The sequence below is a fragment of the uncultured Marivirga sp. genome (genome assembly GCF_963974845.1).
GTDB lineage: Bacteria > Bacteroidota > Bacteroidia > Cytophagales > Cyclobacteriaceae > Marivirga > Marivirga harenae.
Genome location: NZ_CAXBEQ010000005.1, coordinates 385,798 through 402,805 on the forward strand (window position 1 = coordinate 385,798; position 17,008 = coordinate 402,805).

The 17,008-nt window shown below is 33.4% G+C and carries 11 protein-coding genes; 10 read left to right on the plus strand and 1 reads right to left on the minus strand.

Features of this window, described 5'->3' with window-relative positions:
- The first annotated feature begins 1 nt into the window (after position 1).
- From AAC601_RS13655 to gldC, 3 genes are read left to right on the plus strand one after another with little or no spacing between them, the layout of a single operon-like run.
- The gene (locus tag AAC601_RS13655) at positions 2 to 664 is read left to right on the plus strand and encodes a 3-oxoacid CoA-transferase subunit B (protein ID WP_303269635.1); all 663 of its coding nucleotides are present in this window, start codon (positions 2 to 4) and stop codon (positions 662 to 664) included.
- Between the two features lie 2 nt (positions 665 to 666).
- Complete coding sequence (locus AAC601_RS13660; RefSeq protein ID WP_340153567.1) at positions 667 to 1,485, plus strand: M48 family metalloprotease; 819 nt, start codon at positions 667 to 669, stop codon at positions 1,483 to 1,485.
- A gap of 35 nt (positions 1,486 to 1,520) precedes the next feature.
- Entirely contained in the window at positions 1,521 to 1,859 is a 339-nt protein-coding gene (gene gldC, locus AAC601_RS13665) for a gliding motility protein GldC (RefSeq protein ID WP_303269638.1), read from the plus strand.
- 49 nt (positions 1,860 to 1,908) lie between these two features.
- On the opposite strand, the gene AAC601_RS13670 is transcribed toward gldC, so the two are convergent.
- Entirely contained in the window at positions 1,909 to 2,298 is a 390-nt protein-coding gene (locus tag AAC601_RS13670; RefSeq protein WP_303269639.1) for a DUF1987 domain-containing protein, read from the minus strand.
- A 162-nt stretch (positions 2,299 to 2,460) separates the two neighbouring features.
- Here AAC601_RS13670 and AAC601_RS13675 point away from each other — a divergent pair, with 162 nt between their 5' ends.
- The 7 genes from AAC601_RS13675 to AAC601_RS13705 form a co-directional block, all read left to right on the plus strand.
- On the plus strand, positions 2,461 to 4,989 hold the full coding sequence (locus AAC601_RS13675) for a hypothetical protein (protein WP_340153568.1): 2,529 nt from the start codon (positions 2,461 to 2,463) through the stop codon (positions 4,987 to 4,989).
- Positions 4,986 to 8,180 carry a SpoIIE family protein phosphatase gene (locus AAC601_RS13680; protein WP_340153569.1) on the plus strand — a complete coding sequence of 1,065 codons (3,195 nt, stop codon included), beginning with the start codon at positions 4,986 to 4,988 and terminating at the stop codon, positions 8,178 to 8,180. The genes AAC601_RS13675 and AAC601_RS13680 overlap by 4 nt, the downstream gene beginning before the upstream one ends.
- The gene (locus tag AAC601_RS13685) at positions 8,177 to 9,547 is read left to right on the plus strand and encodes a hypothetical protein (RefSeq protein WP_340153570.1); all 1,371 of its coding nucleotides are present in this window, start codon (positions 8,177 to 8,179) and stop codon (positions 9,545 to 9,547) included. The genes AAC601_RS13680 and AAC601_RS13685 overlap by 4 nt, the downstream gene beginning before the upstream one ends.
- On the plus strand, positions 9,548 to 12,652 hold the full coding sequence (locus AAC601_RS13690; RefSeq protein WP_340153571.1) for a High-affnity carbon uptake protein Hat/HatR: 3,105 nt from the start codon (positions 9,548 to 9,550) through the stop codon (positions 12,650 to 12,652).
- Positions 12,649 to 13,689 (plus strand): hypothetical protein, encoded by a 1,041-nt coding sequence (locus AAC601_RS13695; protein WP_303269644.1) that lies wholly within the window; start codon positions 12,649 to 12,651, stop codon positions 13,687 to 13,689. The genes AAC601_RS13690 and AAC601_RS13695 overlap by 4 nt, the downstream gene beginning before the upstream one ends.
- Complete coding sequence (locus tag AAC601_RS13700) at positions 13,686 to 14,966, plus strand: hypothetical protein (RefSeq protein WP_340153572.1); 1,281 nt, start codon at positions 13,686 to 13,688, stop codon at positions 14,964 to 14,966. The genes AAC601_RS13695 and AAC601_RS13700 overlap by 4 nt, the downstream gene beginning before the upstream one ends.
- Positions 14,967 to 15,105: 139 nt before the next feature.
- The coding region (locus tag AAC601_RS13705; protein WP_340153573.1) for a hypothetical protein at positions 15,106 to 17,008 on the plus strand (1,903 nt) is incomplete at its 3' end.

The following is a 17,008-nucleotide window of genomic DNA, read 5'->3' on the forward strand; positions in this document are numbered from 1 at the left end:
TATGTCACTAGATAAAATTGGAATTGCAAAAAGAATTGCACAAGAAGTTAAAGATGGAATGTATATCAATTTGGGTATAGGTATCCCCACCCTAGTAGCAAATTATATCCCAGATGCATTGGATGTGGTATTGCAATCTGAAAATGGGCTGCTGGGAATAGGACAATTCCCAATAGAGGAAGAAGTAGATGCAGACCTCATCAATGCAGGAAAACAAACCATTACAATGCGTGACGGTTCTGTCTTATTTGATTCAGCTGAGAGCTTTGCTATGATCAGGGGTGGTCATGTTGATTTAACTATATTAGGAGCCATGGAAGTTTCAGAAAATGGGGATATTTCGAACTGGAAAATTCCGGGTAAAATGGTGAAGGGAATGGGCGGTGCTATGGATTTAGTTGCTTCCGCTAAAAATATAATTGTAGCGATGCAACACACTAGTAGAAGCGGTGAGTCAAAACTATTAAAGAACTGTAGTTTACCTATTACGGGTTTGCAATGTGTAAAGAAGATCGTTACCAACTTGGCCGTTTTGGAGGTTCAAAATGGTGGAGGCTTCAAATTATTAGAAAGAGCTCCTGGCGTAACAGTAGATGAAATTAAAGAAGCAACTGCAGGCAAGCTTCTAATCGAAGGAGAAATCCCTGAAATGAAAATAGACTAAATATGAAAGGTTTTAGTAAAGTACTTGGAATCTCTATTGTAGCTGTAATATTAACTGTCAGTGCTTGCAAAGAAAAAAATGATAACTTCTTACTCCCTTCTATTGAAGAGGATGTGGATTTAGGAGCTCAAGTGGCTGAAGAAATTGAAAACAATCCGAATGATTTCCCAATTCTGGATGAAAGTGAATATGAAGATGCATACAGTTACCTGAATGAGCTTCTAAATCACATCTTGACTTCTGGAGAAGTTCAATATCAAGATGAATTTGTTTGGGACATTCATATTATTAAAAATGATTCAGTTCTTAACGCTTTTGCAACACCCGGTGGATATTTATATGTCTACACAGGATTAATCAAGTATTTAGACCAAGAAGATGACTTAATGGGTGTGTTAGGGCACGAAGTTGCTCATTCCGATTTAAGACATACTACCAGAAATATACAAAGGCAATACGGAATAAATTTTATACTTCAATTGATAACAGGTGAAGACCCTAGTCAACTAGCACAAATTGCTGGTCAAATTGCAGGAACAGCAGCAGGTTTAAGCTTTTCGAGATCCTTTGAAGAAGAAGCTGACGCAAAGTCAGTAGAATATCTGGCAAATACACCGTACGCTTGCAATGGTGCTTATTCATTTTTTCAAAAACTACTGGATGAAGGACAAGCAAATGGAACACCTGCATTCTTAAGCACTCACCCAAACCCAGAAGATAGAGTAGATGACATTAATACAAAAGCAGATGAGTTAGGTTGCGATATAACGCCTCTGGCACCTGCTACTTATGAGGACTTTAAAAACATGTTACCTCAATAAATTAACTAGTTTAATAATAGATAGAAATAGCAAGAATGAAGAAATCGAACATAAACTTCGAAATTGACTTAGACAAAGAAAATGTACCTGAAAAGATTCATTGGTCTGCCACCGATGCTGGGGAAGAATTGACAGAAACCAAAAGCATTAGTATATCGCTCTGGGATCATGAGCAAAAAAACTCGATGAGAATTGACTTATGGACAAAAGAAATGCCAGTGGATGAAATGAAAAGGTTTTATATTGATTGCCTGGGTGGTATGGCTCAAAGTGTATTGAACTCAACTGGCGATGAGTTTATGGCGGAAGAAATGAATATGCTTTGTGAAAAACTTGTGAAGCATCTTGAGAGAGAAATGAAAGAACAAAAATGATAAAAAAAAGAGGTCAATTAACTTTGGCCTCTTTAAACTTAAAGTCTAATCATGCTACATCATCGGCCAATGGTTCAATGTTGAACTCCATATCTAACGAATCCCTAAAATCCTCAATTTCTTCACCCATTTCTTCATCACCTTCAACAAAATTCCAAGTTATACTTAGTTTTGTGCCGTTATTTTCAATATCCTTTAAATCAGAAAGTAAATCAAACAAACATTTAGATGAGGAAGTATTAAAGTATTTCAAATATATATTCACATCTAATTTTTGAGGGCTATTCCCTCCAAAGGCCTTTAGCTTCGACCTTAACATATTAAAAAGCATTACTACATCATCATCATATGATTTACCTTTAATCTGCAAGGTTCCATTTTCTTCATCGAATCGAACGTATGGGGCAGCTTCTTTTGCTGGAATTTCTAATACACTCATTAAAAGTAAGTTTTGTTTATTTAGCAATTATAGTCAATATCCTTCGCATTTCTCATAAAAAATATAGTCATGTAAGATAAATTCGATAAATTAAACTTTTTTATCGATTATTGATGAAATGTTGTGCAAACAATTATTTAAGTTTAGATTTAAATTATGAATGTGAACAAACACATATACAATAACTTATACAAAGGTAGGATTAGAACAAATAGCATTTTACTATATGTGTTAAATTTCCTTACTTTTGGGTGTCTTACATCTATATTTCTTTACGGTACGTATAGTATATTTAATCCTGATCTTGCCTATCTTTTCGGAATAATTGTATTGGTTTTAATCTCTATTTTTAACAATAGTTTCTTTCAAAAACCTTATTGGGTCTTAAGACCCAAAATCAATCAAAGTCTATTTTCCAATTTTTTTAATATTACAAGTCTAATATTTGCTGTTATATACAGTACTCTGATTATTTTTAATTATCAAAACGGCCTTGTCGATGTGGAGTTTGGTACCACAGGATCTTTAATCTTTGCTGCTGGCCTACCCTTCTCGTATTATATTTGGATGATATTTACCCAAACTAATGAAGAAGCAATCGCTGAAATTATTGAAAACACTTCATTGAAGTCCTATAAGAAATATGAAATCTATTTTCTCCTGATATTCATAACAATTTTTGGATTAATTTACGACTATTTACCACAGTCAGTAGACGTTCTTCTGCTTGTTCCTACAGGTTTACTATTTATATTTTCCCTCCTAAATGCAGTTCTTAACAGAAAAATCCATAGTGATATCCTGTTATATTTCAATGCAATTAAGAAATCTCAAAAAGTTGAAATTGAGAAGGATTCAATAATTGGGATTTATGAAAAGCTACCATACCAATTGATTTCTAAAATAGAACTTGATTTTCTCGGCCGATCTTTCTCCGAGCAGAAATATCTCCTATTCACTTTAAAAAGAATTTCGGCAATAGATGCACTTGAACAGTTAGAGACCCTAGTTAAAAATTGCGATAAAAAGAATCCTATTTTCAACACTTTGGTGGAAGTACATGACTATCTATCAAATGTTGAAGACAAAATATCTAAAATAGAAAATCCGTACGAGTTCATTGAACAATCTAATGACATAATTTTAATCAAAGGCGTTATTCGGCAACAAATTAAAAATGAAGATCGAAATCTTATAATAAAGTTGCTAAACGATAATAGAATATCAGTGAAAAAACCTGCCTGCATTGTGGCGGGATATTATGAAGATATAAATATTATCTCTATCCTAATTGAACATTTAGAAAAGCCTGAACTAACTTATTGGGCTCAATTGGCCCTTCAAAAAATAGGTAAAAAAGCCTTGAAGTATATAGAGATAGAGTTCTCAAAAAGAAATGCAAATCTATTATTTGTGGAATCCTCTTTTAATTTAATATCTAAACTTGGAAATGAAGAAGGATACAACTTGCTCTTTAAAGCATTAAACGAACCAGACAGCAATGTGAGAAAAATTGCTGCGAAAAAAATCATACTCTATAACCTTAAAGTGACCGAAGATCACAGGAAATACTTCACCAAACTATTTGATGACTTAGTATTGACACTTCTAAGTAATGGTTATATACTCCAGCAATTAGAATCAAAAAATGAAAATTTCAAATCACTTAAAAATGCACTATATAACGAAAATAAAGAGTCACTTTATCTTATAATCAACATTGCAAAACTGTATTACAATGAATCAGCAATTGAAAAAATATTTGAACATTATGGGAAAAATTCTTGCTCGTTACATGCTTCCTCAAATATTTTGATTGAATTAATTGTTAGGAATAATATTTCCGTGCGAAATAAAATAAAGGTCTTGTTTTCTCCTAATGAAAAATTATTGCTTGAGTCATTACAAGAAGAATTCCCATCTATAAATTTAAAACCAAAATTTAAGTTTGATGAAGACTTGATATGGTTAATCTTAAAAAAGGAATATGATCAAATAAATAGTTGGACTAGAGTGTGCGCTTTAAACATCATTCAATATTCCTTTAAAGATGATATTCCGTTTGAATTAGCATCCGAGTTTTTAAATAAAAATCAGTTACTCAAAGAAACTGCTGCCTTGAACATTTATAAAAATCTGCCTGAATTTTACACAATATTCCTGTCAAGATTAAACGAAACGGAAGCAAAACAAATAGATTATTTAATCCGGTCAAATCTAGACACCGGTAATCAAAAGCAGATAAATGCAGACAATTTTTTATTGTACGACAAAATTAATTTTCTGATTAGTACTCCATACTTAAATAAATTATCAATTTCCGAAATCATCAATGCTCATCGTTACTTTAGAGTTAAAGTTTTAAGGGCTGGTGAACATCAACTATCCTTGAATGAAGAATTTAACTTAGGTTATTGGTTAATAGAAACTGGCAAAATTTCCTTTTCAAAAAATGGTATTGATTTTTACGAATATGGTAAAAGGGATATTGTAAAAGTATCTGATCATGAAAGTCCTTCTGAAAATGTTTATTTCTATCTGGAGGAAGATACTCGCTTTTTGATTGTCGAAGAAATAATCCTTATAAATATAATTAGAGATTATGATTATATTATGCAAAAATATATTGATATCTTGCCTGATAAAAGTCCAAAAAAACATATTAAGGAATTAAATCAAAACGCTGCTTGAAATTTAAAGTATATCATATAGCCCTTTTTTTTATTGCATTTTGCTTGCACCTGCAAACTAATGCACAACTAGAAAGAATAGAAAAATTTGAAATTGATGATTTTCTAGGTGAAAAAGCATTTAAATCTGCTACTCAAAGTGACGGACTTCTTATCTACTTTAACACTTCTGCAGGAATCCTTAGTTATGACGGGCACGAATTCAGAAGCGTAAGAGCTTTAAATAATGAGGTTGATATAAACCAGATTTATTATTTTAATAATTCATTATTTATTTCTTCAAAAAAATCATTAAGCCAATATTTTCCTAAGAATGATTCGGTTTCTACTATTTCTGACATAAATGTGAACCAGTTTGATGAAATCGGCAATCAATTATGGATGATCACTGATCGAGAATTGTATGTGTGGGAAAATAATAAGTTAAAAAAAATATATCAGGCTGAAAATTCAGAACAATTTACGTGCTTAGAAGTGAAAAATAGCACCACACTAATTGGTCATTCGGAAGGACTCACGGTATTAAATAAAGGAAAAAAGGTAAAGACATTTGCCAGTTACTTAAAGCCCTCTAAATTTATTGATGGAGACTCATCAATACATATTTTGAGCGGAAATGCCATTCTAGAACTTGTCGGTGACCGTGTGGTCAGAAGTTTAGCAAATAACACTGAGATTCTAGATTTTTATATTGATGACTTTGGCAAAACGTGGTTTATAGATGAGCAATCTATTTTAAAAGTGAATGATTTAATAAAATCGAAGCCACAATTTGTAGCAAAAAATAAACCGGTAAAAGGAAATAGTATATTTAATGATAAAGAAGGCAATTTATGGATTTTAGGTAACAGCCAGCTTGTTAAATTGACTCAAAAAAACCCCTTCTCAAAGATACCGGAAGATAACGCTAGGAAGGTTTTTGTTGGAAGCAATGGTAACTTAATCCTAAAAACAGATGAGATTATTATGTATAATTTCATTACTGAAAACCAAACAGTTAAAATACCCAAATCATCTACTCCTTTAAGTGAATATTATGCATTTGATGATGAGGATAGCTGGATTATTACCATTAATGAAACAATATATTCTCTAAGTAAAAAAGAAGGAAAACTAACTTCCATTTTAAACCAAAGCCAGTACGCCCCTTTAAAAAAGGTGAAGGAGGGACAATACATTGCTAAAAATAGAGCAGGAACTTTATTCTTAGTAAATGACGAATTCATTCCTACCAAAAAACTAGCTGGATCTAATTCTTCTCATAAAATCACCTTTTCTAATCAAAAAATCTATACTTATTCAAGCCAAAACTCAATTACAGTATTAGATAGCATCGGTGAGATTGAACTTAGAACAGACTTTGCAGACAGTATTAAGTTAGCAAATGTTGTCCCAGCCAAAGATGGATATTGGTATTTTGGGACAAATAAGATTTTTTGGATGAATGCTGACGGGCAAGCTAATTTAGTTGATATTGATCAATCAGAGGACCTTGAAAATATTTATATCATGAATGTATTTGATGATATGGAAAATAATTTGTGGGTATCATCCAAAAACACTCTGTTCAGATTTCCTATAGCAGAAAAAAGTAATAAAACTATCCTTCAGAAACCAGAAAAGTATGATAAAAATGATTTTATATTTTCATCATATTTTAAAGATGCTGTCCGTGACAACACAGGTCGTATTTGGTTCCTCAATGAGAACGGTATTTCTCTATATAATCCGCTAAAGGAAATCCCAAATTTGGTCCCGCCAAGCGTGGAAATTACAAAATCAATTGCTTATCAATTAGATGATTTCAACAACCCTACTGATACTGTTTTTCTCACAGACAATAACCAGAAAATAAGTAATAATTCAATTGTTGTCATTGAACCAAAAGTGATCAACCATTTTGACAATTCAAACTCTTCAATTAGTTACAAAAATTTAAGTATTAATCAAAGCGAAAGAATAATTGGATCAGACGAAAAAATTATCCTAACCGATTTATCTGATGGTTTAAATGCTATCGCTATTAAAGGCTATAATAGCAGTGGAGTTGAAAGTATAAACGAAGAGAAAATTAACATTTATGTGACCCCACCGATTTGGAAGAGAAATTGGTTCTATGCTTCAACTGCCTTATCACTTCTATTTTTAGGCTTTATAGGATATAGAACCGTGATAAGTATCAAGAATAGCAGGGCAAGAGAGCTGGAAGATGAATTACACAAAGGATTAGAAGATTTGGAAAAAAAATCACATCTCCAAGTACTAAAAGCTGAAAGACTTAAGCAATTAAATGATCTCATAACTTCTCAAAAGAGTGAATTAGAGAAAAAGAATAAACAAATTGAATCGCAGAAATATGAGTTATCTCTAACCAATCAACAAATTAAAAAACAGAAAGATTTACTTGAAGAAACAAGTAGTAAACTAACATCCAGTATAAATTATGCGAAAAGGATTCAAAATGCTTTAATGAGCACTGAGGTTGAGATCAAGAAAGCTATTGATGAAAGCTTTGTATATTTCCTTCCCAGAGATGTTGTTAGCGGAGACTTTTTTTGGTTTAATAAAGCAGAGAATGAAAAAGGAGAAGAACTCTGGATTTTAGCAGCAGTTGACTGTACAGGACATGGGGTACCTGGGGCTATTGTTAGTGTAGTTGGTATGAACCTACTGAACAACATCACAAAGTTAAAAAAAGTATATGATCCTGGTCAAATACTAACGGAAATGAATCAAGACATCATTTCAGATTTAAGACAAGATGAAACCCAGGTCAATGATGGCATGGATATGACCATCGTAACATACAATACGGTAAGTAAGCAATTATATTTTGCTGGTGCGAAAAACCCATTGATGTATGTTGAAGACGGGGAATTAATTAGGATTAAAGGAGACAAACATGCAATTGGGGGGCAACAGCGCGGTGATGACCGAATTTTCAGTACTCATACACTGGATTTAACTGACGGGAAGAAAAGAACATTCTACCTTTTCTCTGATGGTTTTCAAGACCAGTTTGGTGGTGAAAAAGGATTTAAATATTTAGTAGGTAACTTCAAAAAACTCTTATTATCTATTCATCAAAAAAATGTACTGGAACAAAAAACCATTTTACATGAGGAAATTGAAGACTGGAAAGATGGATACGCTCAAACTGATGATATTCTGGTAATAGGATTTAAAATATGACGAAAAAGCATCACAATATCATTATTAAGTTTACAGAAAACGACAATATCAAAAGTGAAAATCAAGACTTGGGATGGGTAGACTATTTTGCAAAATTTTTAACCTCGGCTTTATCTTACAGAATAAAAGAAAAAGTGAACATCATTTATAAAAATGAACTGGAGTTAATCACAAAGGAAGATTTTGACAATTCAAACCTGATTTTTTATATCCTATCACCTGCTATGGTGTTTTCTTCTAATATAAATCAAGATTCTACGGAGTTAGAACAAGCATTCAATTTTGATATCCCCCTAATTAACTCGAAAATTAAAAAAGTTTTTAAAGCTCCAGTGAAGATTGAAGATCTTCCTCTTTCCTTATCAACTCCTACTTACTATCGTTTTTTTGACAATAGTTTAATTAACGAACAAAATTACGAAACCTATGAGGGTTGGAATGAATTTCAAGAAAACGAAAGCTATTGGCAGGTATTTGCAGATGTTTTATTAGACACCTTATCTACATTAGAAAACAAGAATTCAGAGGTTAGTAGTAGAATATTTATTTCCGATAAGAATAAAAGCTATTATCACGCAAGAAATGTTATCAAAAGAGAATTAAAGGCATTTAACGCTGAAATATTCCCTGATGAGGATTTTTCAATTGAGGCAAACTATATGGAAGATCCTGAAGAATTCTTCATGAAGAAATGTGATATGTCAATCCATTTTCCTGATGAGTTCGTTGGTCTTACAATCGAAAAAAGAAAAAAAGCTTTCGATAAGCTTCCGGAGAAAAAACGACTAATTTGGTTTAGCCCAACCGAAAGCCAACAACCAGAGAAGAAAGCAAAGTATAATGAATTGAAGATTCAATTAAAACCTTATCCAAATATTGAAGCGGTGGAAACCACGATAGAGGAGTTTAAGGAGATTATCAAAGAAAACATAAATAAAATAATTCAAAAAGAAGAAACTGTTCTACAATCAGTTAAACAAATCATTTATATAATATCTGACAGTAAATTAGATAAAAAAAGTCTAGATTTGCTTGATAAAGATAAATCCATTTCACAGAATTATGAATTGAAATTGATTGATAATGTAGAAAATGTTACTGATTACAGACATCTTCATTATGAATTATTAAGAAAAGCTGATTATTTCATTATTTTGTTCTTTAGAAACAATTTACCATGGTTGAATTCTATGTCTGCTGAAATAAAAAAGGCACCTGGTTTTAGAAATGACAAAGAAATTTTAGGGAAATACATAATATTCAATGAAAATTCTGTATTTAATGACGGGAAACTAAGTGATTTCGAATTAATTAAAAAAGATGAACCGAGTCAAATAATTGAAGTAGTCAAAAAATTAGCGGTTTAAGTGCAAGAGAACAACATTAGTAATAGGGAAAATAAAGTTAATCCATTTCCGGGGCTTAGGCCTTTTGGTATAGAGGAGAGCTATCTTTATTTTGGTCGTGAAGGTCAAAGTGATGAGGTGCTGTCTATTCTCGAAAAAAATCGCTTTGTCAATATTCTTGGATCATCGGGTACAGGTAAATCGTCCTTGATGTTTTCAGGCGTAATCCCAACTCTACATGGAGGATTTATTTCAAAGGCAGGCAGTGAATGGGAAATTATCACCGCTAAACCTGGATTGAATCCAATAAAAAACCTCGCTTTAGGTTTTAAGAAACATATAGAAAGTAAAAGCCAAGATGATCCCACTGATTTTTCGCATCAATTAATTAATGAATATTTATTTGAAGCTGTACTACACAAAAGCACCAAAGGATTAAGTGATCTATTTAAGTTAAATAAATACTTAAAAGGTAAAAACTTATTACTGTACTTAGATCAATTTGAAGAAATTTTTAGGTTCAGAAAATTGGGAGAAACGAAACACATCAATGAATCCCTAGCATATGTAAACTTAATATTAGAGGCTATTAGACAAAGTGAAGTCCCTATTTACATAGCTCTCTCCATGAGATCCGACTTCTTGGGTGATTGTGAACAATTCCCTGAACTCACAAATAAAATTAATGACAGTCACTATTTGATCCCTCAAATGACTAGGGAGCAAAAGAAGCTTGTGATTACAGGACCCGTTGCAGTAGGTAATGCTAAAATATCTAATCGATTGGTTCAAAGGTTGCTTAATGACATGGGTGACCGATTTGATCAATTGCCGGTTTTGCAACATGCCTTGATGCGGACGTGGGATTATTGGATAGACAGCAAAAAAGACGATGATCAAATAGATTTCATTCATTATGAAGCAATTGGTGGAGTAAATGAGGCGTTATCACGTCATGCTGATGAAGCATTCTATGAGTTAAATGAAGAAGAGAAAGAAATATGTGAAAAGCTATTCAAGACTATAACCGAGAAGAGAAGCGATAACGATGGAATTAGAAGGCCAACTCCACTCAAGGAAATCTCCAAAATAGTTGATGAGGAAGAACATATTCTAATCAAAATAATTGATAAATTCCGCATTGAGGGCAGAGCCTTATTAACGCCAAGAGAGGAATATGAGTTGCATAGCGATTCAGTAATCGATATTAGCCACGAAGCATTAATGCGTGTCTGGTATAGACTTAAAAACTGGGTACAAGAAGAGTCGCAATCTGCACAAATATATTTGAGGCTTTCAGAAGCTGCCAACAAATTTCAGCAAGGAAGTGGTGGATTATGGAGACCACCTGATTTACAATTGGCAATAGAGTGGAGAAATAGTACAAAGCCCACCTTAAAATGGGCACTTCAATACGAAAACAATTTTGAGGCAGTTATTCTTTTCCTTGAAAAAAGTGAAGAGTCGTATAAAAAAGAATTAGAAACAAAAGAGCTCCTTCAAAAAAGAAGACTTAGGCGCTCCAAAGTGATTGCGACAATTTTGGGTACCGCTGCGGTGCTATCCATAATTTTCTTGGTCTACGCCTTTAATCAAAGTAGGATTGCTGAGAGGCAACGGGAAATTGCAGAATCTAAATCGCAGGAAGCCCAAAGAGAGTCAGATCGAGCAAAAGAGAGTGAGTTAATTGCACAAAGACAAAAAATTGAAGCTAATAAATCCAGTATTAGAGCTAATGCTGAGAGGGAAAAGGCAGAGTATAGTTTCTTGTTAGTACAAGAGGCACGAGATGTCGAAAAGAAAGCAAGAGAGGAATTGGCTATTAAGGCAACTGAGGAAGAAAAAGCTAGAAAGGACGCACAAGAAAAATCAAAACAATTAGAATTAACTAACCTTCAATTAGAAGACGAAAAGAATAATTCCAGACAATACAGCATGAGGGCCATTGCCTCATCTTTAAGCGTTAAATCGTTGCAACAGGAAGATGATGAGCTCAAAGGACTTTTGGCACTCCTTGGTTTTAGATTCAATATAAACAACGAGGGCTACGAAAATAATAATGATATATATAATGGATTGTTCTATGCAGTGAAAAATTATGACCCAGAATATTATAATGCGTTTAAAAGCAAATCGACTGACGTCAGGTCATTACAATTTGTAAAAAATAAGTACTTATACACTACTAGTGCTTCTGGGAGAATTAACGCTTGGGAAGTTGAAAACAAAACTGCAAACAGAAGTATTGTGATTTTTGATGAAGAAGGAGTTTTTGTGAAGAAAATTTACGTAGATGAGGAAAATCAAATCCTAGTTGCTCTAACGGACAGCCATGACTTTTACGTAATTGATGTTGCCGACAGAATTAGGGAAATACAAAAATATTCTTTGCCCAATAGTTATGCTTATGACGTAAGTTTCATTGAAGGAACTACTGATTTTTATTTATCTGCCTCCGACAACTTCATCTATAAATTTACAAACAATAGTTTAGAGCCCTACCTCAATACCAAGAGTAGAATCTATGATATTGAATTGATAAGCGAAAACATATTGGCTACGGGAAACACTGACGGTAAAATTGAACTTTGGGATATGAATTCTAAAAAAAGTAGAGCCATAATCAGAGAAGCTAATGATAAATATATTCATTCTCTTTCATTCTCTAATAATATCTTGGCAACTGGTGATAACTCTGGTCAGGTAAATTTATTCTACCTGGATGACAAGTATAACGTTCAAAATTCCATAACCCTAAGAGGAAGTGATGGGGAAATTATGACTGACATCCAGTTTAATATGAAGGAAAACCAAATTATCGCTGCAAGTACTAAGGGAACCATCAGAATCTGGAATTTAATTGATCCGGATGAATTTCCAATGATTATAAATGAGCCAGGTTCATGGGTAAATGCCATCGCATTGATGGATCAAGCACATATATTTGCTGGCTGTAAAGATCAAGTATTTAGATTATATCCAATCAAAAGTGAAATTTTAGCAGAAACATTGAAGAACAAGATCAATAGAGATATTACACCAGAAGAATGGGATCGATATATTGGTGATGATCTTGATTACAGCCCAATTTTCGAACAGAGTAAATTTATTGATCAGTCCAGATGAGAATAGTTATTATCACTTTATTTTTACTTTCAATATCAAGCCCTCTCCTACTGGCACAATCAAGTTGCCAAAGGAACCTGAATGAAGCTAGAGCTGATTATTCTAATGGAAATCTATACGCAGTTCCAGGAAAATTAGGTGACTGTTTAGAGGAAGGGTTTACAAAGACAGAGAGAATTGAAGCATTAGAACTCTTAACATTAACCTACATTAACATCAATCAACAAGAGAAAGCTAGAACTACTTTGATAAGGTTATTAAACCTAAAAACCGATTATCAAGTCATAAAAAATGTTGACCCGTCTGAATTGTATTCTTTATATCAAAAAATTGATACCGATATAAAATACTTTATAGGTATTACTGCAGGACTAAATTTAAATTCCATGATAGTTTACGAGGCCCCTAATACTAATCCACTGGGTACTCATACTCCAAACTATGAATCACAATTTACATTTAGACAAGTGGGAGCCCAATTTCTATATCCAATCACTAAGGATATTATAGCTGGTGCTGAAATACAATACCAAAACCATCGATTTTTTTACCGTGAAACTAATGATTATGGTGATAATGACATATCTAATATTAGTTATCAAAGTAGTAATGATGCTATGAATTTAAACCTTATGTTAAGATATATGAAAGATTTCTATCAATGGAAACCTTTTATTGAATTAGGTACAACCGGCAGATATAATTTGAACTACCGTATAGTAAGTTATATTAATAATTATGAGAAATCAGTAGATGACGAAATTATTAATGAACCAATCAATATCCTTCAAGATAGATCAAAATTTAATATCTCATTAAATGCCAATATAGGTTCAATGATTAAAGTTCGTGAAAACTATATGGAGATAAAATTTGGGGTTAGTAATTATTTTAGATACCATGCAAGCGAGGAGGCACTTAGTGATTCCGATAAAGATACTATATTAAATAGTATGGCTTTGAAAGAACACTCCTTAAAGAATCTGGTCTATCAACTAAATTTCACCTTTAACATACCATTTTTTAATTTTCAATGAAAAAGAATTACCTTATCTATATTGCTTTATTGATGTTGCTATCAGTTACTGCTTGTAATCTGGATCCATTTTCTGAGCAAGAGCCTCCAAGTTTTGACAAATTGTATGCTTTGTCGGAAAATGTAGAAGCGGTTGATTTCATATGTAAACCAGATGCCAGCGGTTATATAGTAGTAGGGAATTCAAAATCACTAGATAATTCAGACATTATTATCATTAATGTTGGTAGTGATGGAATGCAACAAAATCTCCATAGAATTAGCACCCCTTTCTATGACGAAGCAGTCAGTGTAAAACTATATCAAGAAGATAATTCAGTACTGATTTTGGCGCATAGAAGAGTAGATCCTTCAGAACCAGAAATTGAGCGAAATCTCATAGTAAAATCAAATTTAGATGGAGTCCCAGTGGGAACAGAAGGTAACGACTCAAGTGAAGAGATTTCTGCAGACTTTAAAATACTGACGATAAATGAAAATCCTTCTATTTACCTCAATGACTTCTTGATCGAAAATCAGAGATTAATTGCCATTGGAAATATTCATCAAGACGGGAACAACAACAGAAGGAAAATAACACAAATCTATGATTTCAACTCTGTCGATTTCAACAATAAAAATGATTCCGTTTTTGAAAAAGTTCGAGAAAAGTTAGGTTCTAATTTCAACAGCAGCAATTTAAATATTAAAATTTCACCTGGAAACTCACCGGCTTCAGTATATGAAATAATAGGTCAAAATATGAGTGAGAACCCAAATACTGAAACTGATAATACATCTCTAAATATCAGTTGGGAAATTTTTACGGATTTGGAATCAAATGCTAGCGAAAGAATATATGTTGGCTCAGATCAAGATGAAGAGTATGGTGATATTTTATATCATTCGAATGGAAAATATTATGTTGGTGGGAATTACCTGCAAACTGACTCTATCTTCTTAATTGCAAAAGAATATAATGGCTCAAACAATAATTCAGGTCAAAGTATTTTTACACTTGTTGATTATGGAAATCGTGTAACGAGTTTAACGGAAGACGAAAATGAGCACATAATTATGGCTACTGTAGACGAGGGGACTTTAAACAGTAGTTCTTATATCTTGAAATTTTCCCAGTCAGGGACACCTATTGAAGATGAAGACTTTGAATTTATTAGCACTGGATTTTACAATATCCAGAAAATTAAAAGTGAGCCAGGCAACATTTTGGTTATCCTGTCTCAAAAAACTTTTGAGAATAATTCGACAGCCATAGGATTAATGAAGATAAAATTTTAGCAAAATTCTATTATTCAGTATAAATTTGTCAACTAGTACCCATTTCATTATATTGTAAGTTACACTTAAATAAAAAGTTACGAAACACATTTACAGATATACTAAAATAATTGTACTTGCCTTTACCTCATTATTCTTAATGAGCCAGAAGAGTAACGGCCAGGTAATGATTACCCAAGCTGACCTCAGTAATATTTGTGTTGATGGAGGTTATTATGGTCTTGGTGACATTACAGTTGCAGAGAATTCAAACTCAGATTTTAGTCCTGGAACCAATATTTATTTCAGACTATCTATTCCAGCAAATTTTGAATTTAAATCAGTTTCAGGCTCTTCGAGCTTTTACTCATTCACCACTAACGAGTTAAATATAGACAATATTACTATTACACCTTCATATGTTGAAATTCAGTACGATGTTACTGGTACCTCTTTTTTAGATCAGTTTACATTGCAAAACTTACAGGTAAGAGCCATAAATACTTCTAGCAATAGTGATATGGTTGAAGGAACTGCCTCAGTTCCAGCTGGGACTATTAATTTTGCCGGTGGTGCAACTTTTGGGAATTTATCAAGCATAGAATCTCCTACAATTACAGGTCAACCAATTGCTGAAACGGTTTGTGAAGAGGAAAATGCTAATTTTTCTGTTACCGCTACAGGTAATAGTTTGAGCTATCAATGGCAAAGAAATGATGGTGGTGGTTTTGACGATATTAATCTATCAACTGATGGTGGAATATATACTAATTTTACGTCTCCCACTTTACAAATAAATAATGCTCCTACTACTGCAGATGGCTATACTTATAGAGCAAATATTGTAGGTAGTTGTTTACCTATGGCTACTTCCAATGTTGCTGCTTTAACTGTTGAAGCACTGCCTTCCAACCCAACTATAACGAATCAAAGTCAAACGGTTTGCCTGAATGAAGCAATAGCGTCACCCTCAGCCTCTGGAACTGGTGGTACAATAACTTGGTATTCTGACGCTGGTTTAACAAATGTTTTAACAACAGGGACAAACCCAACTACCGCAGATATTGGCTTTGATAATTCTGCATCTGGCACTACCAACGTTTATGTAACGGAAACCTCTGCACAAGGCTGTGAGAGTGAGGCTGCATTAGTTTCGTTAATAGTAAATCCACTACCAAACAATTCACTCACTGTTACTCCTACTGCTGTGGAAGTTTGTGATGGAAACACATTAAATTTCAGTATTGCTGGATCACAGACGGGTGTAGATTACCAATTATTTGATGAAAGTAATTCTGCGATCTCGGCCGCTATGGGCGGAAATGGAGGGACTATTAATATCACATCTAATGCTTTTGATTATGCTGCTTTAGGAAGTGATGGTACTGAAATCATTACAGTTCGTGCCACAAATCAATCAACCTTATGTACCGATGATCTTACGGACACAGAAACTATTACTATTAATGAGTTACCCGTTGTAACTTTAAATAGCGATGACATTGATAATGTTATTTGTAATGGATCAACTATTGTTTTCTCTGCAGGAGGTGCCTCAACTTATCAGTTTTTTGTAAATGGTCTTGCGGTGCAAGGTCCTTCAGCTTCTAACACCTTCTCTACTTCAACTTTGGCTGATGGAGATGTTGTTACGGTTACTGGAACTGACGGGAACGCTTGTGCTGATACACACGCGGGAATCAGTGTAACTGTAGAAAATGCTCCCGCTGCACCTTCCATTCTTCAAGGTCCGAGCGTGTCAGTTTGTGAAGGTGGATCAGTCACCTTGACTTCTTCCATAGCTCCTGGCACCACTGAAGGCTCCTATAGATGGTACAAAGATGGAGTTTTAGTGCCTGCATTAACCACTAGAGACATTTCACTAACCTTAGTTTCTGAAAGTGGAAATTATACAGTTGAAATAACCAATGGCGATAATACCGAGACTTGCTTTAGCAGTGCATCTTCAGCTACTACAGTTAACATCAATCCTTTACCTGTTAACACCCTCACTGTTACTCCTACTGCTGTGGAAGTTTGTGATGGAAACACATTAAATTTCA